General features: G+C 68.2%; 19 protein-coding genes and 1 tRNA gene. 8 read left to right on the top strand and 12 right to left on the bottom strand.

The features are described 5' to 3' along the window. Window positions 1-7: 7 nt before the first annotated feature. From rho to argS, 6 genes are all read right to left on the bottom strand, one after another. A complete protein-coding gene (gene rho, locus LOK44_RS22670; RefSeq protein WP_237572335.1) occupies window positions 8-2,164 on the bottom strand; it encodes a transcription termination factor Rho in 2,157 nt (718 codons plus the stop codon). Between the two features lie 283 nt (window positions 2,165-2,447). Next, window positions 2,448-3,407: a homoserine kinase gene (thrB, locus tag LOK44_RS22665; protein ID WP_237572334.1), complete on the bottom strand. Its 960-nt coding sequence runs from the start codon at window positions 3,405-3,407 to the stop codon at window positions 2,448-2,450. A gap of 3 nt (window positions 3,408-3,410) precedes the next feature. Further along, window positions 3,411-4,511: a threonine synthase gene (gene thrC / locus LOK44_RS22660; RefSeq protein ID WP_237572333.1), complete on the bottom strand. Its 1,101-nt coding sequence runs from the start codon at window positions 4,509-4,511 to the stop codon at window positions 3,411-3,413. Continuing rightward, window positions 4,508-5,833 carry a homoserine dehydrogenase gene (locus LOK44_RS22655; protein ID WP_237572332.1) on the bottom strand — a complete coding sequence of 442 codons (1,326 nt, stop codon included), beginning with the start codon at window positions 5,831-5,833 and terminating at the stop codon, window positions 4,508-4,510. Before LOK44_RS22655 ends, thrC begins: the two co-directional genes overlap by 4 nt. Continuing rightward, window positions 5,833-7,251, bottom strand: a complete 1,419-nt coding sequence (gene lysA / locus LOK44_RS22650) for a diaminopimelate decarboxylase (protein ID WP_237572331.1) — start codon at window positions 7,249-7,251, stop codon at window positions 5,833-5,835. The genes LOK44_RS22655 and lysA overlap by 1 nt, the downstream gene beginning before the upstream one ends. Further along, window positions 7,251-8,903, bottom strand: coding sequence for an arginine--tRNA ligase (gene argS / locus LOK44_RS22645; protein WP_237572330.1), 1,653 nt, complete (start codon window positions 8,901-8,903; stop codon window positions 7,251-7,253). The genes lysA and argS overlap by 1 nt, the downstream gene beginning before the upstream one ends. A 149-nt stretch (window positions 8,904-9,052) precedes the next feature. Here argS and LOK44_RS22640 point away from each other — a divergent pair. Continuing rightward, window positions 9,053-9,125, top strand: a tRNA-Arg gene (locus tag LOK44_RS22640). 25 nt (window positions 9,126-9,150) lie between these two features. Here the strand turns inward: LOK44_RS22640 and LOK44_RS22635 are convergent. Together LOK44_RS22635 and LOK44_RS22630 are read right to left on the bottom strand one after the other, a co-directional pair. Then, on the bottom strand, window positions 9,151-10,146 hold the full coding sequence (locus LOK44_RS22635) for a beta-carotene 15,15'-dioxygenase, Brp/Blh family (protein WP_237572329.1): 996 nt from the start codon (window positions 10,144-10,146) through the stop codon (window positions 9,151-9,153). An 8-nt stretch (window positions 10,147-10,154) separates the two neighbouring features. Then, window positions 10,155-11,036, bottom strand: a complete 882-nt coding sequence (locus LOK44_RS22630; RefSeq protein WP_237572328.1) for a bacteriorhodopsin-like — start codon at window positions 11,034-11,036, stop codon at window positions 10,155-10,157. 142 nt (window positions 11,037-11,178) lie between these two features. Here LOK44_RS22630 and LOK44_RS22625 point away from each other — a divergent pair, with 142 nt between their 5' ends. Next, window positions 11,179-11,763: a TetR/AcrR family transcriptional regulator gene (locus tag LOK44_RS22625; RefSeq protein WP_237572327.1), complete on the top strand. Its 585-nt coding sequence runs from the start codon at window positions 11,179-11,181 to the stop codon at window positions 11,761-11,763. A 203-nt stretch (window positions 11,764-11,966) separates the two neighbouring features. Next, window positions 11,967-12,707 carry a DUF1906 domain-containing protein gene (locus LOK44_RS22620; RefSeq protein WP_237572372.1) on the top strand — a complete coding sequence of 247 codons (741 nt, stop codon included), beginning with the start codon at window positions 11,967-11,969 and terminating at the stop codon, window positions 12,705-12,707. 82 nt (window positions 12,708-12,789) lie between these two features. Here LOK44_RS22620 and LOK44_RS22615 read toward each other — a convergent pair whose 3' ends face one another. Then, window positions 12,790-13,563, bottom strand: a complete 774-nt coding sequence (locus LOK44_RS22615; RefSeq protein ID WP_237572326.1) for a glutaminyl-peptide cyclotransferase — start codon at window positions 13,561-13,563, stop codon at window positions 12,790-12,792. Window positions 13,564-13,672: 109 nt separating this feature from the next. Here LOK44_RS22615 and LOK44_RS22610 point away from each other — a divergent pair, with 109 nt between their 5' ends. From LOK44_RS22610 to LOK44_RS22595, 4 genes are read left to right on the top strand one after another with little or no spacing between them, the layout of a single operon-like run. Next, entirely contained in the window at window positions 13,673-14,494 is an 822-nt protein-coding gene (locus tag LOK44_RS22610; RefSeq protein ID WP_237572325.1) for a DeoR/GlpR family DNA-binding transcription regulator, read from the top strand. After that, the gene (locus LOK44_RS22605) at window positions 14,491-16,002 is read left to right on the top strand and encodes a xylulokinase (RefSeq protein WP_237572324.1); all 1,512 of its coding nucleotides are present in this window, start codon (window positions 14,491-14,493) and stop codon (window positions 16,000-16,002) included. The genes LOK44_RS22610 and LOK44_RS22605 overlap by 4 nt, the downstream gene beginning before the upstream one ends. Then, the gene (locus tag LOK44_RS22600; protein WP_237572323.1) at window positions 15,999-17,036 is read left to right on the top strand and encodes a zinc-dependent alcohol dehydrogenase; all 1,038 of its coding nucleotides are present in this window, start codon (window positions 15,999-16,001) and stop codon (window positions 17,034-17,036) included. Before LOK44_RS22605 ends, LOK44_RS22600 begins: the two co-directional genes overlap by 4 nt. After that, the gene (locus LOK44_RS22595; protein ID WP_237572322.1) at window positions 17,033-17,695 is read left to right on the top strand and encodes a class II aldolase/adducin family protein; all 663 of its coding nucleotides are present in this window, start codon (window positions 17,033-17,035) and stop codon (window positions 17,693-17,695) included. Before LOK44_RS22600 ends, LOK44_RS22595 begins: the two co-directional genes overlap by 4 nt. Before the next feature lie 25 nt (window positions 17,696-17,720). On the opposite strand, the gene LOK44_RS22590 is transcribed toward LOK44_RS22595, so the two are convergent. Next, window positions 17,721-18,143 (bottom strand): nitroreductase family deazaflavin-dependent oxidoreductase, encoded by a 423-nt coding sequence (locus LOK44_RS22590; RefSeq protein WP_237572321.1) that lies wholly within the window; start codon window positions 18,141-18,143, stop codon window positions 17,721-17,723. A gap of 37 nt (window positions 18,144-18,180) precedes the next feature. Continuing rightward, the gene (locus tag LOK44_RS22585; protein WP_237572371.1) at window positions 18,181-19,062 is read right to left on the bottom strand and encodes an LLM class flavin-dependent oxidoreductase; all 882 of its coding nucleotides are present in this window, start codon (window positions 19,060-19,062) and stop codon (window positions 18,181-18,183) included. 360 nt (window positions 19,063-19,422) lie between these two features. Between LOK44_RS22585 and LOK44_RS22580 the strand changes: the two genes are divergently transcribed. After that, window positions 19,423-21,156 carry an HNH endonuclease signature motif containing protein gene (locus LOK44_RS22580; RefSeq protein ID WP_237572320.1) on the top strand — a complete coding sequence of 578 codons (1,734 nt, stop codon included), beginning with the start codon at window positions 19,423-19,425 and terminating at the stop codon, window positions 21,154-21,156. A 39-nt stretch (window positions 21,157-21,195) separates the two neighbouring features. Here the strand turns inward: LOK44_RS22580 and LOK44_RS22575 are convergent, their stop codons facing one another. After that, window positions 21,196-21,624, bottom strand: a complete 429-nt coding sequence (locus LOK44_RS22575) for a DoxX family protein (protein ID WP_237572319.1) — start codon at window positions 21,622-21,624, stop codon at window positions 21,196-21,198. Window positions 21,625-21,711 lie beyond the last annotated feature (87 nt).

Here is a 21,711-nt window from a genome sequence, read left to right as displayed (position 1 = left end):
CTGGACGTCAGTCGTTGTCCATGTTCCCCGGCGTGGTCTTGGAGACCTGCACCAGGAACTCGTAGTTGGTCTTCGTCTTGCGCAGCTGGCTCATCAGCAGGTCGATGGCCTGGTGGCTGTCGAGACCCGACAGGACGCGGCGCAGCTTGTGCACGACGCCGAACTCGTCGGTGGACAGCAGCAACTCGTCCTTGCGGGTGCCCGACGGGTTCACGTCGACGGCCGGGAACACCCGGCGCTCGGCGATCTTGCGGTCGAGCTTCAGCTCGGCGTTGCCGGTGCCCTTGAACTCCTCGAAGATCACGGTGTCACCGGTCGAGCCGGTCTCGACCATCGCCGTCGCGATGATGGTCAGCGACCCACCGAACTCGATGTTGCGCGCGGCGCCGAGGAACCGCTTCGGCGGGTACAGCGCGGTCGAGTCGACACCACCGGACAGGATGCGGCCCGAAGCCGGCGACGCGTTGTTGTACGCGCGGCCGAGACGGGTGATCGAGTCCAGCAGGACCACGACGTCCTTGCCCTGCTCGACGAGCCGCTTGGCCCGCTCGATCGCGAGTTCCGCGGCCTGGGTGTGGTCTGACGGCGGCCGGTCGAACGTCGAGGCGATGACCTCGCCGACGACCGAGCGCTGCATGTCGGTGACCTCTTCGGGGCGCTCGTCGACGAGCACGACCATGAGGTGGCATTCCGGGTTGTTCTTGGTGATCGCATTCGCGATGTCCTGCATGATCGTCGTCTTGCCTGCCTTGGGCGGCGACACGATCAGGGCGCGCTGGCCCTTGCCGATCGGCATGATCAGGTCGATGACGCGGGTCGTCAGACGATCGGGCGTGGTCTCGAGGCGCAGTCGCTGGTTCGGGTAGAGCGGCGTCAGCTTCTGGAACTCCAACCGGTTCCTCGCGTTCTCCACCGGACCACCGTTGACGGTGTCCAGGCGGACCAGCGGGTTGAACTTCTGGCGCGGGTTCTGGCTGCTGTTACCCGTGTTCTCCCCTTCGCGGGGCACCCGGACGGCGCCGGTGACGGCGTCACCGCGGCGCAGGCCGTTCTTGCGGACCATGTTCATCGACACGTAGACGTCGTTGGGTCCGGCCAGGTAGCCCGAGGTGCGGACGAACGCGTAGTTGTCCAGCACGTCGAGGATGCCTGCGACCGGCTGGACGACGTCGTCTTCGCGGAGTTCGGTGTCGCGGTCATTGCCGCCACCCTCGCCGCCGCCACCGCGCTCGCGGCGCTTGCGGTCACGGAACCGGCGTCCGCGACGTCCACCGCGGCCGTCGCCATCGTCGTCGTCATCGTCGTTCTGGCGGTTGCGGTTGTTGCCGCCGTCGTTCGACGCGTTGTTCTTGTTCTGGTCGTTCCGGTTCTGGTCGCCCCGGTTGTTCTGGTCGCCCCGGTTCTGGTTCTGGTTGTTCTGGTTCCGGTTGTTCTGATTCCGGTTGTCGTTTCCGCGGCGGCGACGTGAATCGTCGGCGTCGTCGGTCTCCGGGCTCGCCTGGTCGGCGTCGCTGCCCTTCGAGCCCGAGTTCTCGGTCTTCTCGGGCGCCTTGTCGGCAGCCTTCTCGGTCTTCGCGGACCGGTCTGCCCTGTCGTTCTCGACGGGCTTCTCGACGGGGGCGTCCTGGACGGCCTGGTCCGCCTTCGCGCCGAACTTCTGCTCGGCGGCGGGGGCTGCTGCCCCATCGGACTCGGCTGCGCGCTCCGGGGCACCGGTCCTACGCGAGGAGCTGCGCCGCTCACGCTTCGGCGGCGCGGCCTGTGCGGGTGCGTCGGCGGCGCCGTCTTGCGCGGTCTCCGAAGCAGTTTGGGCATCGGGTTGCGCGGGGGCGGCTTGCGTGGCCTGCGGCGCCGAGGCGGCGGTGCCGCCATTGGTCTCGCCGCGGTGTTCGCGGATCGCAGCGACCAGCTCGCTCTTGCGCATGCCGGACGAGCCCTTGACGCCAAGCTGATTGGCCAGCGCGCGGAGGTCGGGCAGCACCATCGCGGTGAGCGAGGCGCCGCGTCCACCGGACGAACGGCCACCGGACGCGGCGGAACCCGCGGGGTCGCCGGAGGCGACGTCAGCGGTGGGCGCTGTCTCGGAGGGGGGTGAAGCCACGGTCTCGGGGGCGGCGACGTCGTCGCTGCTTCCACCAGCCGTGATGAGGTCCGTATCGGTCACGGATTTCCTTTCCTTCCCTCGCTGATGGGGATCACGCGAGGGTTCTGCATTCAGCCGAACCGCTGAATGTCGAGGTCCCACCGATGCCTGTCGCAACGGTGATCGCCTGGATTCGCCGCGATGCGGCTAGTCGTCAGTACAAGTGTTGAACACCAAGGGGAAGAATGGTCGTCCGATGGTTCGGCGCAGGCACAGACGCTGCGATTGCTGGACGATTGCGAGAATAACCCGCTTCGGAGTCGGAAGCAAGAATGCTGCCTGCTCCGCGTGTGGCCGAGCCGACTCAGCCGAGCCGACGGTCGTTGGAGACCGATGCGATCGGCGTCCAACTGACGGGCCGTCCGACGGTCATCTCTTCCACGGCGAACCCATTGGCGGCGGCGAATTCGAGGGCTTCTGCCGGCAGTCGCGGCTCGGTGGTGAGCGCGATAACGGCTGGTCCAGCCCCTGAAAGCACCGCTGCAATATCGTAACGGCGCAGGATGGCGATGTATTCCGCCGACGCGGGCATCGCCGGCGCACGCTGCGGCTGATGCAGCCGGTCCTCGGTCGCCTGCATCAGCAGATCGGGGCGTTCGGTCAGCGCCACCACGAGCAGCGCGGCGCGGCTGAGATTGAACCGCGCGTCGACGTGGCTGACGCGGTCCGCCAGCAGGACGCGGGTCTCGGCGGTCGACGAGCGGATCTGCGGAATCCCGGGGAACAGATGGATGTCCGGATGCAGCCGCAGCGGCGCGGCGCTGTACCTGGGCGAGGGGGCCTCGCCCTCGGTCCACGACACGACCGCGCCACCGAGGACCGCTGCCGACGCATTGTCGGGATGCCCCTCGAACTCCGACGACAGTTGGACGAGTTCGTCCTGAGTCAGCGTCGGCGAATCCGTCTGCGCGACAAGGCCGTTGACCACCGCGAGCCCGCCGACGACCGCCGCGGCCGAGGACCCGAGCCCACGGGAGTGCGGGATCCGGTTGCGGCACCGGACGATCAGGCCCGGCGCCGACACTCCGGCCGCCCGCAGCCCGTGCTCGATGGCGCGCACGACGAGGTGCGACGAGTCCAGCGGTACCTGGCCCTCCCCCTCCCCCACCACGTCGATGGTGAGACCGGATTCGGTTGTTTCGACGTCGATTTCGTCGTAGAGGTCGAGTGCGAGCCCGAGGCTGTCGAATCCCGGCCCCAGGTTCGCGCTCGACGCGGCGACCGAGGCGCGGGCGGCCAACCCGACGGGTAGGTGTTCCGGCACTCGCTAGGCCAGTCCGAGTTGGGCGACCACCGCGACGGGGTCGACGGGCAGCGGCGTCACCGGCGGCATGCCGGTCAGCGCGGTGTCGGGGTCCTTGAGGCCGTTGCCGGTGACGGTGCAGACCACCGTCGACCCCTTGGCGACCCAGCCGTCCTCGACGGACTTCAGCAGACCGGCGATGCTCGCGGCCGACGCCGGCTCGACGAAGACGCCCTCGGAACGGGCCACCAGGTGGTAGGCGGCCAGGATCTCCTCGTCGGTGGCAGCCAGGAACCTGCCGTCGGACTGCTGCTGCGCCTCGACGGCCTGGGTCCAGGACGCGGGCGCGCCGATCCGGATGGCGGTCGCGATGGTCTCGGGATTCTTGACCGGCGCACCGGACACCAGCGGGGCGGCGCCTGCGGCCTGCGTGCCGAGCATCCGCGGCAGCCGTTCGCTCATGCAGTCGCGGTGGTACTCGGAGTAGCCCTTCCAGTAGGCGGTGATGTTGCCCGCGTTGCCCACCGGGAGCGCATGCACGTCGGGCGCGTCGCCGAGCGCGTCGACGATCTCGAACGCAGCGGTCTTCTGACCCTCGATGCGGTACGGGTTGACCGAGTTGACCAGTGCGATGGTCGGGAAGTCGGCGGTGAGCTTGCGGGCCAGCTCCAGGCAGTCGTCGAAGTTCCCGTCGATCTGAATGATCTTGGCGCCGTGCATGACCGCCTGGGCGAGCTTGCCCATCGCGATCTTGCCCTGCGGGATGAGCACCGCGCAGGTGATGCCCGCCTTGGCGGCATACGCCGCTGCCGAGGCCGACGTGTTGCCGGTCGAGGCGCAGAGCACGGCCTTCTGCCCGCGCGCCACCGAATCGGTGACGGCGACGGTCATGCCGCGGTCCTTGAACGAGCCGGTCGGGTTGAGGCCCTCGACCTTGAGGTGCACGGTGCACCCGGTCAGCTCGCTGATCCGCTTGGCGTGGATCAGTGGCGTGCCGCCCTCGAGGAGCGTGACCGGCGTCCAGTCGTCACCGATCGGCAACCGGTCGCGGTAGGCCTCGATGAGACCGGGCCATGGCTTGTGGACGGCCCCGCGGGAGCGGGAGTCGGCTTCGGTACGAGTCATTCGGGGGTTCCTTCCAGGCGCAGCACGCTGTTGATGCTCTGCACCACGTCGAGGTCGGCCAGTGCGTCCACGGTCTCCGACAGCGCGGCGTCGGTGGCGCGGTGGGTGACGACGACGATGCGGGCGCCGCACGGCTGGCCACCCTCGTCGACCATGCCCTCCTGCCGGACCTCGGCGATGCTCACCTCGCGCTTGCCGAACTCGGCTGCGACGGCGGACAACACGCCCGGGCGGTCGGCCACGTTCATCGACACGTAGTAGCGGGTGGGGATGAAGCCGATCGGTGAGATGGGTAGCTGGGCGTACTTGGACTCGCGCGGACCGAGCCCGCCCTGCACCCGGTTGCGTGCGGCCATGACCACGTCTCCCATCACCGCCGACGCCGTGGGAGCGCCGCCCGCGCCCTGACCGTAGAACATCAGGCGGCCGGCCGCCTCGGCTTCGACGACGACGGCGTTGAACGCTCCGTTGACCGACGCGAGCGGATGGTCGAGCGGCACCAGCGCCGGGTAGACCCGGGCCGAGATGCGTTGCTGTCCCTCGTCATTGGTGAGCCGCTCGCAGATGGCGAGCAGTTTGATGTTGCAGCCGAGCGCCTTGGCGGACGCGAAGTCCTCGGAGCTGACCTTGGTGATGCCCTCGCGGTAGACGTCGTCCGCGGTGACCCGGGTGTGGAACGCGATGGACGCCAGGATCGCCGCCTTGGCCGCGGCGTCGTATCCCTCGACGTCGGCGGTGGGGTCGGCCTCGGCGTATCCCAGCGCGCTGGCGTCGGCCAGGGCGTCCTCGTAGGAGGCACCGGTGTCGTTCATCGCCGACAGGATGTAGTTCGTGGTGCCGTTGACGATTCCGGCGACGCGAAGCACCGAGTCACCGGCGAGTGACTGGGTCAGCGGGCGGATCACGGGGATCGCGCCTGCCACCGCGGCCTCGAAGTACAGGTCCACCTTGGCATGCTCGGCGGCTTGAGCCAGTTCGCCGGTGGACTGGGCCATCAGCGCCTTGTTGGCGGTGACGACGGACTTGCCGTGTTCGAGTGCGGTGAGGATCGCCTTGCGCGCCGGCTCCACCGGACCCATCAGTTCCACCACGATGTCGACGTCATCGCGGGCGGCGAGCGCTTCGACGTCGGTGGTGAGCAGCTCGAGCGGCACGCCGCGGTCGTCGGCGACCCGGCGCACGCCGATCCCGCGCAGTTCCAGCGGTGCACCGATGCGCGCGGCGAGGTCGGCGGCGCTGGCCTCGATGATGCGCACCACCTCGCTGCCGACGTTTCCGAGTCCGAGAACCGCCAAACCGATGGGCCTGTTGAATTCCGTCATTACTTCGATACCTCCAGGCTGAGCAGATCGTCGGTGGTCTCGCGGCGCAGCACGAGCCGCGCCTCGCCGTCTCGAACGGCGACCACCGCGGGTCGTCCGAGCAGGTTGTACCTGCTGGACATCGAGTAGCAGTAGGCCCCGGTTGCGGCGACTCCGATGAGGTCGCCGGGGCCGACGTCGTCGGACACCCACGTGTCGCGGACGACGATGTCGCCGCTCTCGCAGTGCTTTCCGACGATGCGGGCGAGCGTGGGCGATGCGTCGCTGACGCGTGACACCAGGCGGGCGTCGTATTCGGCGTCGTACAGCGAGGTGCGGATGTTGTCGCTCATGCCGCCGTCCACGCTGACGTAGCGCCGGGTCCTGTCGGCGGCGATGGCGACGTCCTTGACGGTCCCGACCTCATACAGCGTGATGGTGCCCGGACCGGCGATGGCGCGGCCGGGTTCGACGACGAGCTTCGGCGACGGCAGACCGACGGCGGCGGACTCGCTGCGGACGATCTCCCACAGCTTGGTCGCCAGCTCGTCCATCGGCGGCGGATCGTCCTGCGGGAGATAGGAGATGCCGAGGCCACCGCCGAGGTCGACGGTGGAGATCTGGGCGGTCTTATCCACGCCGAACTCAGCGACGACGTCGCGCAACAGGCCGATGACGCGCTTGGCGGCGATCTCGAAGCCCGCCACGTCGAAGATCTGCGACCCGATGTGGCTGTGCAGGCCCACCAGGCGCAGGTTGTCGGCGGCGAACACGCGGCGGACGGCGTCCATCGCGGCGCCACTGGCCAGCGACAGCCCGAACTTCTGATCCTCGTGCGCGGTCGAGATGAACTCGTGCGTATGGGCTTCGACGCCCACCGTCACCCGGACCAGGACGTCCTGCACCACACCCGCGTCGCCTGCGATCGCGTTCAGCCGCTCGATCTCGAGCAGCGAGTCCACGACCACGTGGCCGACGCCAACCTTTACGGCGGTGGTCAGCTCGCCGATCGACTTGTTGTTGCCGTGCAACGCCATTCGCTCGGGCGGGAAGTCGGCGTTGAGCGCGACGGCCATCTCGCCGCCGCTGCAGACGTCGAGCGAGAGTCCCTCCTGGTCGATCCAGCGGGCGATCTCGGTGCACAGGAACGCCTTCGCGGCGTAGCGCACGTGCTCGCCGCCGCCGAAGGCCGCGGCGATGTCACGGCACCGGCTGCGGAAGTCGTCCTCGTCGATCACGAACAGCGGTGTGCCGTAGTCGGCGGCGAGCGTGCTGACGGGCACGCCGGCGATGGACAACTCGCCACCGTCGCCGCGAACGGCGTTGCGCGGCCACACGTGTGGGGCGATCAGCATGACCTCGTCGACCGACGTGGGGCGTGCGGGGGCGCCGCCGTGATGCTTGTCCTCCGCGTGCCGCGGTCCAGCGGGGTGTGCCATTACATACGCTCCGGTGCGGTCACGCCTAGGATCTGCAGACCGTTGGCGATGACCTGACGCGTTGCCGCGCACAGTGCCAGCCGCGCGGCGTGCAGATCGCCGGGCTCTTCGTCACCCTGCGGCAGCACGCGGCAGGAGTCGTAGAACCGGTGGTAGTCACCGGCCAGGTCTTCCAGGTAGCGGCACACGCGGTGCGGCTCGCGCAGGGACACGGCGGTCTCGAGGATCCGGGGGAACTCGCCGATGGTGCGCATCAGCGTGCCCTCGCGGTCGTGGTTCAGCAGGTCGAGGTGGCCGGTGTCGGCGGCGATGTTCAGGTCGGCAGCGCTGCGCGCAAGGGCGGAGAGCCGGGCGTGCGCGTATTGCACGTAGTAGACCGGGTTCTCGCTCGACGCGCTCGACCAGAGCGCCAGGTCGATGTCGATGGGCGTGTCGACCGAGCTGCGGATCAGCACGTACCGGGCGGCGTCGACCCCGATGGCGTCGACGAGGTCGTCGAGGGTGATGACCGTGCCCGCCCGCTTGCTCATTCGCACGGGCTGACCATCGCGGACGAGGTTGACCATCTGGCCGATCAGGACCTCGACGGTGTCGGGGTCGTCGCCGAGCGCGGCTGCCGCGGCCTTGAGCCGGGCGATGTAGCCGTGGTGGTCCGCGCCGAGCATGTAGATGCACAGGTCGAAACCGCGCTGGCGCTTGTCCAGGAAGTAGGCGAGGTCACCGGCGATGTAGGCGGGGTTGCCGTCGCTCTTGATGACGACGCGGTCCTTGTCGTCACCGAATTCGGTGGTGCGCAACCACGTTGCGCCGTCCTTCTCGTAGATGCTGCCGGTCTCGCGCAGTTTCGCGATGGCCTGGTCGACGCGGCCGGACGTGTGCATCGAGTCTTCGTGGGTGTAGACGTCGAAGTCGGTGCCGAACTCGTGCAGCGACTCCTTGATGTGGGTGAACATCAGGTCGACGCCGATGGCCCGGAAGGTCTCGCGTTGCTGCTCGTCGGACAGGCTGAGCGCGTCGGGCGCCTTGGCGAGCACCTGCGCGGCGATGTCGCCGATGTAGTCGCCTGCGTACCCGTCCTCGGGGGTCGGCTGGCCGGTGGCGGCGGCGATCAGGGAGTTGACGAAGCGGTCGATCTGCGCGCCGTGGTCGTTGAAGTAGTACTCGCGGACCACGTTGGCGCCCTGGGTGCTCAGCAGCCTGCCGAGGGCGTCGCCGACCGCTGCCCAGCGGGTGCCGCCGATGTGGATGGGCCCGGTCGGGTTGGCGGAGACGAACTCGAGGTTGACGTTGGTCCCGGCGAGGGCTGTCGAGTGCCCAAAGCCGGCGCCGGCGGCGAGGACATTGGCGATGACGACGCCTTGGGCCGAAGCCTCGATCCGCAGGTTGACGAAGCCGGGCCCCGCGACGTCGGCCGCCGCGATGCCGTCCGCCGACGTCAGCGCTTCGGCGAGCCAGCCGGCGAACTCACGCGGGTTGGTGCCGACCTTCTTGGCCAGCTGCAGCGCCAGGTTGGTGGCGTAGTCACCGTGCTCGGGGTTGCGCGGACGTTCGACCGTGACGGTCTCGGGCAGAGCGGCGGCATCGAGGCCGCGCTCGGCCAGTACCGCCGCGGCAGTGGTCTTCAGCAGCTCGGCCAGATCGGCGGGGGTCACGGGGCACCATCCTATGGTCTGAGGTGGTCACGACCCGAATCGGTTTACGGCCGACGAGCCTGCGGCCGGGGGGTGAACCTCGCTCCGGCGATGCGTTAGGCTGTCGAGGCCCAACGGCGCAGCTTCAGTGCAGTCTGGTGAAGCCCAGCGCCCCCGTAGCTCAGGGGATAGAGCGTCTGCCTCCGGAGCAGAAGGCCGCAGGTTCGATTCCTGCCGGGGGCACCCATTGACCTGGTGGCGCAGAAACTCAGCCCGCCTGGGAGCGGTCCAGCCACCAGACCACCACCATGTGGGGCACCGTGAGTGCGAGCAGCACACGCAGCACTTCGGCCAGCACTGCGGTGGGATCCGGCGCCGCCACGGTGAACGAGCAGAGGCCGGCCAACACGGCTATCACCGCGACCGACGGCAATGCGGAATGCCGGGCCAGCCGCATCACGGCCGACCTGGGCCGACCGGCGCGGAGCAGAGCCGAACAGCCCGGGTCGACCGCCAGCAGCCGAGCGGAATGGCGAAGGGCGTGCCAGCCGCCGAACCACACGGCGAAGGCGACCAGCGGCGGCGCCACGAGACACAGCGTGCCGATCAGTGCCACGTCGAGGACCACCACCGTCCCCCGGCCGGACCGCAGCGCCGCTGCCGTAACGACGATGGCCGCGCCGACCCAGACGGTCGACAGGCCGATCTGCACCCCAGCCGTTCCGATCACCGCCGCGAGACCCGGCGAAACGGCCTGCGCCACTTCCGCGAATTGATCGCCGGCGCGGGCAACGGGGAGTAGCACCGCCCCAGCACCCGCCACGACGAGGGCCGCAACGACCGGACGACCGGGGCGCCATGTGGTGAGCCGGCGCCACACCTCGAGTTCGCCGAGCCCGAAGTGCAGCGCGCTGAGGACGACCACGGCGACGAGCGCTACCGGACCGGTCCACCTCAGCAGTGCCCACGCCGCGGCGGCCACACTTGCGTACACCGCACCCACCGCCAAAACCGACCGGCCGCGAGACAACCGCACCGCTACCAGATGGTCGACCGCACCGTGGGGCACTCCGGCGAGAATGCCCACCACGGCCACGGCAAGCGCCACGACGGCGGTGACGGAGGGCGCCCCGAACAGCTGCCCACCGAACACCGCCACCGTGCCGATCACCAGCCATCGCGAACACACTGCGGCGTACGTCACCGCAACGTCCGCGGCGGGCCGCACCCCGGCGATGCCTGCCTGCGGGTGCACGCCCACCACGGACGCGATCAGCTGGTCGTCGCGGGCCGGTCCTGGGGTTCCAGGACCACTGAAGACGACCTGCTGCCGTTGGTCACGGGCTGATCGATCTCGGAACCGTGCTCGCTCTCCGTGGCGGCGAAGGATGGGTCGTCGGCGAAGGACTTCAAGCGCGCGATCTTGTAGATCAGCAGGCCGTAGAGCACTTTGGCCAGGATGTCGGCGATGGAGTACCCCCCCTGCTTCCACACCCACGCGGCGGCTCCGTCGATGCCCAGCAGCGGAACTACGTACGCGATCGGGTAGACCCCCCAGGTGGCGAACAGCAGGATGCGCATCTTGCTCACCGTGCTGCGGACCGCGGCCGGCTGCCGGTCCAGCGACTTGGTCAATTCCACGAACAGCACGTACAGGATGTAGAGGAACGGGATCGTCGACAGCAGGCCGAAGACGTTGCGGGTCAAGTTGTCCGCGCTGATCTCACCCGGGTATCCGAGTGCGATCATCAGCGCCGACGCCGGGATCAGCCGCCACAGCAGTGCGTTCCGGAGCTTGTGTGCTAGCGCCAGCACCACGATGAGTTCTGCCAACAGCAGTGGCACGGTCAACAGCCAGTCGACGTAGCGATAGCCCTCGTTGAACGACTGCCCTGCCGCTTGGACGTAGGTTCCTCGGCCACCCTGGGCCTCGGTTACGAATGCGTGCTTGAAGGAGTCGAAGATTCGGAAGTAGTGATAGGCCGCGATGCCGCACACGATGGCGGACATCACCAGCGCCTGCCGGTAGCGGGCCAACACCCGCGGCTGGGCGGCGAGTAGGAATATCGCGCCGAACAGCTGGGCGGCGATGACGAGGGACAACAAGTTGTAGACGGTGTCGAACTGGGCTTGCGTTAGTTCCTCAGGAATCATGCCTCACCTCGTGAGAGAGCCGGATAGGTAGACAAACCGTACGTTAGTGAACCATCTGTCCAATAGTGGATAATTCTTACGGTTTTGGATATTCTGTTCATCAATGCAGGCTTGAACCCGACCCAAAAGGCAGAGGAGTGATGTGACCGAGGTGGACACGACCGCTGGAGAGAAGCGGCCCGAGGCAGGACGCCAAGACTCTCGGATCGCACGCACGCGCGCCGACGTGGGGCGCGCCGCTCTCCACCTGCTGGTCGAGGAGGGGTCGCAGGCGCTGACGCACGCCCGTGTTGCCGAGGTCGCCGGCTACTCGAAGAGCACCCTGTACACCCGCTGGCCGAATCGGTCGGATCTCGCTTACACGGCGTTCGACGCTCTTGGCGACATGCCGCACCAGGAGCGCTCCGGTGACCTCCGCAGCGATCTGGTCGCGGAGTTGAAGATGTTCCGCCGAGCCGTGATCGACCGGAAGCTCGACCGGGTGCTCGCGGCCATGGCTGAGTGGGCGACGTTCGAGACGATGCGGGAGCTACGGAACCGGATCAACACCGAGGCTCAGCGGCCGATTCGCGGCATGCTCGAGGGATCGTTCACTGGCGCCCGCCTCGAAGCCGCGATCTCCATGCTCGCCGGGGTGGTCGCCTGTCCGTCGTTGATGTTCGGAACGGTGCCCGACGACGCCGTGATCGAGGCGGCCGTCGACGTCGTGCTGAGCAGCGACAACTGACTGCCGAGCTTGCGAGCCGCGTTGCGCTACAAGCGATTCGATAGGAATTGACCAAGCGCTTCGGCTCGGACCCACGGTTCGTCAACCCTCGTGCTCGGCGAGAGTGACGCCCATCCATCGATCCGATGCCCTCGTGACGTCGACGTTGTTAGCATCGCGCCGTGCCCCCAAACAGGTCCCGGCGTGAGTTCTTCACCTACGCGCTGGCCGTGCCGTTCTCCGTGGTTCTGGGTGCGGTGGCGTCGACGGTGTCCGGACCCGAGGCGTCGGCGAACGGCCTCAGGCTGGTCGACTTCGCGCACCGGTTGGCGTCGCCGGACCAGATCCGCTCGGCCGGCTTCGACGGGGCGCTGGTCTACGTGTCCGAATTGCGTCCTGGTGCCGACTTCGACTTCAAGCCCGTCACCCGCGAGTACGCGGACGGGCTTCGTTCCGCGGGACTTCACGTCGTCAGCTGTTACCAGTACGGCAAGCCGGGCTGGCCCACACCGTCGGACTACACCCGTGGCTACGACGGCGGCGTGGCAGACGCTCAGACCGCCCTGCGGCTGCACGCCGCGGCCGGTGGACCCGAGTCGGCGCCGATCTTCTTCAGCATCGACGAGGACATCGACGTCGACACGTGGAACGGCGTTGCGATCCAATGGCTTCGAGGGATCAATTCGGTACTGGGGGTGGGACGCACGGGCGTCTACGGACATGCGCGGGTGTGTGCGTGGGCGATCGACGACGGGGTCGTCGGACCCTCGACCGCGGCTGGGCACTGGTGGGCGTGGCAGACGAAGGCGTGGTCCGACGGAAAGCGCGAGCCGAGGGCGGTGCTCTATCAGGCGGTGGTCATCGGCGGTTCTGAGCCCGGCGTTCCCGTCGGGGACACCCGCGTCGACGTCGACGAAGTGCTGGCGCCTGACTTCGGGCAGTGGGATCTCCATTTCACCACGTGACGGGGCGGTCGCACTGAGCCGCAGGAGCCGAATCGGCAGCGTACCGGCTTGGCACCTCCTTGCCGACTAAGCCACGAGAGGGCTACGCAGGCACCCGAACCCGGAAGCTCGCGGGCCATTCCTTGCCGGTGATGAGGAATTCGTCGCCGTCGATCCGGGCGATGCTGCTGATGACCTGCCGGGCATCGCGGGTGCCGAATCGCCACAGGCTGCTCACGTCGAGAACGGTGTTGACGGCGCCCGTGGCAGGGTCGATGCGCACGAACTCGTCGTTCGGCCAGGAGGCGGCCCACACCTGACCGTCGACGCATTCCAGTTCGTTGAGGCCGGTCGTCGGTTGCCCGTCGCGGGTCACGGCGATGCTGGAGGTCTGGGCCAGCGTGTTCACGTCGTGGAAGTACAGCTGACCGCTGCCGTCGCTGCTGATCAACCGCGAGCCGTCGTAGCAGAGGCCCCATCCTTGCTTGGCGGGCACTTCACGGATCAGCGTCAACGTCGACTCGTCCCATTCGAGGGCGACGTCGTTCTGGTAGAGGAGCTGCACGATCCGGTCGCCGACGACCGCGATGCCCTCGCCGAAGTACGCGGGCGGTAGGTCGGCGGAACGGATGACCGCGCCGGTGTTGGGATCGACCTGGCGCAACTGGGACCGTCCGAACTCCCCCGTCGCCTCGTACAGCGCGGCACCGTCGGCCACCAGACCCTCGCTGTAGGCGCCGACGTCGTGCGGGATCGTGGCGACCACGATCGGCTCGACGGTGCGGACCGGCTCGGCGAGCGCGGCCGGTGAGAACGCGAGTGCCGCCAGGACCAGCGCGACGACGGCAGTGGCGGCGGCGGGGAGACGAAGGCTCACGCCTGAAGTTCTACACGGCTCGAAGGACATCACAGATTCGATGTTCGAATGTGATATTACGTGATACTTTCGGAACGAGTCGTTCAGCGTGGAATGGAGGTGAGGGATCGTGCAGTCGTCGCGGATCAGCGGTCACGCCCACCGGCGCTCGGAGATCGTGGCGTTCGTCAAGTCCCGCGGCGGCGCCCGGATCGACGAGTTGGCGGACCGGTTCGGCGTCAGCACCATGACGATTCACCGCGATCTCGATCAGCTCGACGCCCAAGGCATGCTCCGCAAGGTGCGGTCCGGCGCGGAGGCACCGCCCAGCGAGGCGTTCGAGCGCAACGTGGATCTGCGCAGGGCGCTCAACCTCACCGAGAAGCGCACGGTCGCGATCGCCGGCTACGGGTGGGCCGCCCAGCGGGTCGACATGCAGGCCGTCGCCGTCGACGACAGCACCACGGCCCTCCACGTCCTGCCGTCACTGCGTGCGCACCTGCCGCTGACCGTGGTGACGAACTTCTTGCCCGCCATCAACGAACTCTCGACCGATCCCGGGGTCAGACTCAACGCCGTCGGCGGTGACTACGTGTCCGACTTCTCGTCGTTCGTCGGGCCGCAATCGGTTCGGGCACTGCGCGACATGCACTACGACGTCGTGTTCATGTCGGTGCCCGCCGTCTCCCGTGGCATGTGCTTCCATCCGTCGAGCGCGGCGGCCGACCTCAAGCGCGCCTTCATCGACAGCGCCGAACTGAGCGTCCTGCTCGTCGACCACACCAAGTTCACCCGTCGGGCCGTGCACCGGATCTGCGATCTCGAACTGTTCGACGCCGTCGTCGTCGACGACGGACTCGATCCCGAGGCCGTTCGGGGTCTTGAGGAAGGCGGCGCGAACGTGGTCGTCGCGGTCCGGGACGCCACCGCTTCGGAGGGGGTGACGCCGTGAACTCACCACTGGTCATCGCCGTGGACTGCTCGACGACGGCGGCGAAGGCGATCGTGACCGACCGAACGGGTCGCGTCGTCGGCGCTGGCTCGCACGCCCTCGACACCGCCAGCCCGGCACCGCACTGGTTCGAGCAGAACGCCACCGACTGGTGGGATGCCACGAACCACGCTGTCCGCCAGGCACTCTCCGCGGTCGGCGATCCGGGGGCGGTGGCCGCCATCTGCGTGACCCACCAGCGCGAGAGCTTCGCGTGCCTCGACGCCGACGGCCTGCCGTTGCGACCGGCGATCCTCTGGATGGATGGCCGGGCGCACGCCGAGGCGCGGCGCTACGGGACCGAGCGCGTCGAACTGCTCTCGGGCAAGCCCGCCGACATCACCCCCGGCCTCTACAAGCTGCTCTGGCTTCGTGATCACGAGCCCGAGACGCTGTCTCGCGCCGATCGCATCGCCGACGTCCACAGCTACCTGGTGCACGCGATGACCGGTCGCTGGACGTCGAGCACGGCGTCGGTCGACCCGCTTGCCCTGCTGGATCAGGCGACCGGCGACTACGCCGACGAACTGCTCGACCTCGCGGGCGTTCGACGCGATCAGCTGCCCGACCTCGTCCCCACCGGTACGTCACTCGGATCGCTGCGCGCCGAGATCGCCGACGCGTGGGGGCTCGGCCGGGACGTCGTGGTGATCGCGGGCACCGGTGACGGGCAGTCCGCGGGAATCGGTCTTGGCGTGACCGATCCGGGCAGCGCCTACCTCGTCCTCGGCACGGCCGTCGTGATCGGCAGCGAGACAACCGAATACCTCCCGTCGCGTGCCTACCGGTCGATGATCTCGGCGATGCCGGGCCACACCACGGTCGAGACGTTCAGCTCGTCGGGCACCTACCTGCCGACCTGGTTCCGGCAGCAGTTCGGCGACCCAGAACTCGCCGGTGCGCCCGACCCAGCGCTCGAACGGGACGCCGCCGCACTGCCGGTCGGCAGCGAACGCCTGCTGACCCTGCCGTACTGGAATGCCGCGCAGACACCACACTGGGACAGCCAGGCATCCGGTGTGACGCTGGGCTGGCAGGGCTGCCACACCCGGGCGCACTTCTACCGTTCGCTGCTCGAGGGCATCGCGTTCGAATTCCGCATGCAGCTCGACGGTTTGGAGCAGGCACGCGGTGAACGCGTCGACGTGCTCCGCGCGATGGGCGGCGGTGCGCGCAGCAAGCTGTGGATCCAGATCCTGGCCGACGTCTTCGACCGCCCACTGGAGGTCTGCGCCTCCGGTGAGGTCAGCGCACTCGGCGCGGCCGCCATCGCGCTCACCGCGATCGGTGAGTACGCCTCGCTACCCGAGGCTGCCGCCGCCGTCGCGACCATGGACGCGGTGGTGGAGCCCAGGCCGTCGGCTGCCGCAGCCTACGCCGAACTCCGATCGGTGTACGAGCGCATCTACTCCCAGACCCGAGACCTGCTTCACGACCTGCACGACCTATCGCTAGGAGACCACCGATGAGAGCGGCCATGTTCTACGGGCCAGGGGAATTGCGGCTGGAGGACGTCCGGTCCACTGAGCTGGCACCAGGCGAGATCCTGGTGGAGGTGCGGGCCGCAGCGACGTGCGGCACCGACCTGAAGTCCTACCGGCGCGGCCATCCGAAGCTGTTCCCCACGCTGCCATCGCGTTTCGGCCACGAGTTCGCGGGCGTGGTCACCGCGGTCGGTGACGGCGTCGACCAGTTCGCCGTGGGCGACCGCGTGACGGCCGCCAACACCGTGCCGTGCGGACACTGCTGGGCGTGCATCCGCAACCGCGAGAGCCTCTGCGAGAACCTCGAGTTCCTCAACGGTGCGTTCGCGGAGGAGGTGGTGATCCCCGCGGCGATCGTCGCGCGCAACACCTACCGGCTGCCCGACGACCTCGACTTCGCCGACGCGGCTCCCCTGGAGCCACTGGCCACCGTGGTGCACGGAATGGCCGAGACTGGAATCGAACTCGGCGACACCGTGGTGGTGCACGGCGCGGGTCCGATCGGCCTGATGTTCGTGCGGCTGTCCACGCTGCGCGGTGCGAACGTCATTTCGGTCGACCAGTCCCCTTGGCGTCTCGAGCAAGCCAAGCTGGCAGGTGCGGTCGACACCATCGACCTGTCCGACGTACCGGACTTCGAGGACCGCGTCGCGCTGATCAAGCGTCGTACGCCGCACGGCCGCGGCGCCGACGTCGGCATCGAGGCGGTGGGACTGCCCCAGGTGTGGGAGCAGACCGTGCGCACGCTGCGACCGGGCGCCACCGCAGTCCTGTTCGGCGGAACCCCCAAGGGCGCACCGTTCTCCGTCGATTCGAGTGCGATGCACTACGAGGAGTACACGCTCAAGGGCGTCTTCCACCACACGCCGAACTACGTGCGCACCGCCGTCGAGTTGTTGGCGAGCCGCAAGGTCGACGGGTCGATGCTCGTCACCGAACGCCGGCCGCTGGATCAGTTGGTGCCGAGCCTGGAGGACATGGCGGCCGGCCGCGGTTCGAAGTACATCCTCGAGCCATGAGCCTTCGATTGGAATCCGAACGTCGGCAGGTCGTCGAGGCGTGTCTGTCGCTGAGCCGCTCCGGTCTGGTGGTCGGCACTGCGGGGAACGTGTCGATCCGGGTCGACGACCTGGTCGTCATCTCGCCCAGTGGCGTGGACTACGAGGCGATGTCACCGGGCGACGTGGGGATCCACGATCTGGACGGTCGGGCGGTCGATGCGGTGCTGCAACCGTCGAGCGAACTCGGGCTGCACCTGGCGGTGTACCGGAACTTCGTCCACACGGCCGTCGTTCACACTCACGGTCCGGCGTCGACCGCGATGTCGACCGTCGTCGACGAAGTGCCTGCGTCGCACTACTACTCGGCACTCTTCGGCGGTGCGGTCCGGGTCGCGCCGTATGCCACGTTCGGCACCGCGCAGCTGGCCGACAACGTCGCCACGGCACTGCGGGACCGTACGGCCGCGCTGATGGGCAACCACGGAGCCGTACTCGTCGGCGCGGCTCTGCCCAAGGTGATGAGCATGGTGCCGTATCTGGAGTACGTGTGCGACGTGCAGCTGCGTGCGATGGCCAGCGGCGCACCGGTTCGGGTGCTCTCGGACGACGAGATCGCCGAAGTGGCTCGCCGGCTCGCGGGCTACGGACAGAAAACCGCAGCCACGAACGAGTCGTGACTGCGGTCGGCTGCGGACGAGTGGGCTACTCGATGATGAAGACGGGGATCTGACGGTCGGTCTTGGTCTGGTACTCGGCGTAGGGCGGGTAGGCCTCGACGGCGAGCTTCCACCAGTGCTCGCGCTCTTCGCCCTCGATCTCGCGGGCGGTGCCCTCGAAGACCTTCTCGCCGTCCTGCACGGTCACGGCGGGGTTGGCCTTGACGTTGAAGTACCAGCTGGGGTGCTTCGGATCGCCGCCCTTGGAGGCGACCATGGCGTACTTGCCGTTCTCCTCGACACGCATCAGCGGCACGTAGCGCTTCTTACCGGACTGCGCGCCAGTGGTCGTGAACAGGACGACGGGGCGGTCGAAGACCTCGACGCCGTCGGTCGTTCCCTGCTCCAGAATGCGTTGGGTCTGTTCGCGCACCCAGTCTGTGGGGCTCAGTTCGGCTTCGTTACTCACGCACCACCGAACGATTCGGGACGCCGATTTGTTCCCTCTAGGCGTAATCCCCGACCGCTTCGGCGACGCGCTTGAGCTGATCGATGTCCGAGCTGGTCGGGATCAGGTGCACTTCGTCGGCGCCGATGTCCTCGAAGCGGCGCAGGACGTCTCGGAGGTCGTCCTCGGTACCCGACCAGCCGGTGGTCGGCGCCATGGCGTCGACGAATTCCGACGGGATCCAGTTCATGTAGCGGAGCAGGTGGCGGTGTACCTGTTGGCGCGCGGCGTCGCCGTCACCGATCGCGAACCAGAATGACGTCGCCAGCTGTGGCGTCGGCTTGCCCGCCTCCGACCAGGCCGTCCTGGCCACGTCGAACAGCTCGGCCTCCCTTGCGACGTTGAGGTCGAGCGTGGTGCCGGCCAGCCCGTCGGCCCAGGCCGACGCGCTGCGGATGGTCTTCGGGCCGATGGTGCCGACGACGAGTCGGGGTCCAGGCTGCTGCACGGGAGCCGGCCCGACCGGGAGCACGGAGTCGGTCACCTTCTCCCCCGCCCAGACCCGCTTCATGATCGCGACGCGTTCGGCCATGCCGCGCATCGTCTGCGTGGCGGTGTCCGCGCCGACGGATTCGTAGTCCTCATGCCGACCGCCCACGCCGAGGCCGACGGTGAGGCGCCCACCGCTGAGCATGTCGCCGGTCGCGAGTGCCTTGGCGAGCATGACGGGGTCGTGCAACTGCGGGACGATCACGGTCGTCACCAGCCGGACGCGGTCGGTCCACGCCGAGAGGGCGCCGAGCAGGGTCAGCGTCTCGGGATTGTCGAAGCAGATGCGTTCACCCCAGCACAGCGACGAGAAGGGGCCGTCGTCGATCATCCTTGCCCACGACTTCAACAACGCCGCGTCGAGGTTGGGCTCCATCACCGGCATCGTCATCCCGATTTGCACTCCGGGATTCTGGCACGGCGCAATGAGATTGGGGCTCGGTTGGGGGCGACTCCCGGTTCGTGGGCGGTTTGCGGGTCTCGCCGGCGCGCGGGTGCACATGTGGGAATGCCCGGCTTTGAGCGACGAGTCGCAACAATACGAGTTGCTTGCTTCGGAGGAACCTTCAACGCCTCGGCGCGGCCCGTCCGCTCGGGCAGCGTCTACGGGGCCTCACGCGGCTACACCTCGGGTCCGACATTTCGGGCGCTGTTCGGTCGGTTCTTCCCCAGTGCCGTGTTCATCCACAGCCTGGTCAGGGTGGGTTTTCGGTGCGCGTTGTTGTCGTACTCACGTAGTAGATTCGAAAGTATGTTCGAACAGTTCGCGACGGTCCTTCGGGCCACCGGCACGGTGGCTGAGTGGGCACGCGTGGAGGCCGCAGCCACCGCCCGCCGGCTCGCAGCGATGGTCGTTCTCTTGGACCAGGCCTACGCCGCCGACAGGTCCGCCGACCGCGAGCAGTGGTACCTCGACAACTGGGGCGCCGTCAGCGCGGAGATCGGCGCCGAACAGAACATCACCCAGGGCGCGGCGTCGCATCAGCTATTGATCGCCACCGCACTGCGGGATCGGCTGCCTCACGTGGCGGCCTTGTTCGCCGACGGGCTGGTGTCCTACCGAGTGGTGTCGGCGATCACGACACGCACCGCCCTGGTGCGCGACCCGGCCGCGCAGCGAGCCGTGGACAAGGCGTTCGCCGACGTGCTGACCGAGTGGGCGCCGCTATCGGAGGACAAGCTGAACAACGCCATCGACGCGATCGTCGCCGAACACGATCCGCACGGGGTCTACCGCACCAAGCTCAGCGGCAAGGGCCGCAACGTTCAGTTCGACTACGACGGTTCGGGCATGGCCACGATGTTCGGCACCCTGTTCGCCACCCACGGCAAGGCCGTCGAGAAGCGGTTGAATGTCCTGGCTCGGACGGTGTGCCCGGGCGATCCACGGACGATCGACCAACGCCGCGCCGACTCGATCCACTCCGTTCTTCACGGCTTGGACTACCTGCCGTGCCTGTGCGGCAGCGACGACTGCCCCGGACCCACCACAGCCCCGAAGGGCGATGCGGTGGTCTACGTGGTCGTGAACGAAGACACCCTCGACGCCGAGTCCGATGCCGCGAAAGCTCAGGACGCCGCGCTCGACGGCGAACCGGAGCCGCTGTTCGACAAGCCCCTGGCCGAGATCACGACGTGGGATGAACTGGGGGACAATACTGTTGGCGGTACCGACGAGGCCGACGAGGCCGAAGGCTCGAGCGGCGATGGCGAGGCAGCAGCCGAGCCAGAAGGCGAAGAGCCGGCTGCCGACCACGACGCCGGCACCGACCACGAAGCGGATGACGCAAGCCGCTCGAGCGGAACGAACGCCCAGACCGCTGCCTCGACCAATCGCGGATCCCCCGCTACCCGCCCCGGCGCTATCCTCGGCGGCCCGTTCCTCGCCGGAGCCCTCGCCCGCCGCTTCGCACGCACCGCGAAAACCTGCAAGGTCTGCCACCCCGGCGACAGCCCACCCGAGCCCCGGTACACCCCATCGCGGAGCCTGGCCGAGTTCGTGCGCTGTCGAGACCTCACCTGCCGCTTCCCCGGCTGCTCGCAACCAGCCACCGAGACCGACATCGACCACACCATCGCCTGGCCGATCGGCCCCACCTGCGCATCGAACCTGAAGTGCCTATGCCGTCGACACCACTTGTTGAAGACCTTCTGGGGCGGGTCCACCGGCTGGCGCGACCGACAACTCCCCGACGGCACCATGATCTGGACCTCACCACACGGCCGGACCTACGTCACCGAGCCAGGCAGCAAGCTGCTCTTCCCCAGCCTCTGCGCGCCCACCGCACCGGTCACGATCACCACCGAACAGGCCGAACAGGAACGGGCGCAACACAACCCAGGGCTCACCATGCCCCGCCGCCAACGCACCCGCGCCCAAGGCCGCGCACAACGCATCGCCGACGACCGCCGCCTGAACGAAGAAGAAGCGTTGATCCCTCGTGACTCAGCGCACGACCCGTGGCGCACATCCCGCTCACCGTGACCGGCGACCTGGGCGCGCTGCGGGAACCGTTCAAGTAGCTCAGCGCTTGAATCCGGCGACGCGCCACAGTTCGGGCCGGCGCAGCGCCAGTCCGACCCACAGCAGCACACCCACGTACACGGCCGACAGCGTATGGCTGAACAGCGGCGACTCGATCCTCATGTTGGCAGTCACTGCGCCACCGAGGTAGGCCGTGATGCCCAGGGCACCCAGCGCCGCCGTGCGCGGAATCGCATAGACGACGAGGCAGACGGTCAGCACGATGCCCATCACCAACGCCTGGTACACCGGGAAACCCAGCGCGGCGGTGCCGTCCTTGAACTGCTCCGCCATCGACAGCTTTCCCACCGCGTCGAACACCAGGAACGCGCCGACGAGAACGCTGATCACGATGCCGACCTTGTGCGAGGTCGAACGCCGGGCCGGGGTGGTAGCCGACGCGCTGTTGGTGTCGTCGATGACGCTCATGGTGTCTCTCCTGGGTGAGTCGATGTTCACGTACCCGGGCAGACCAGGCCGGCACGGAAAACTCATCGCACCGGCACTGGGGGATAT

This window comes from Mycolicibacterium lacusdiani (genome assembly GCF_021916785.1).
GTDB classification, from domain to species: Bacteria; Actinomycetota; Actinomycetes; order Mycobacteriales; family Mycobacteriaceae; genus Mycobacterium; species Mycobacterium lacusdiani.
The sequence above is the reverse complement of the archived record's forward strand: the minus strand, read 5'-3'. Positions and strand labels throughout refer to the sequence as shown.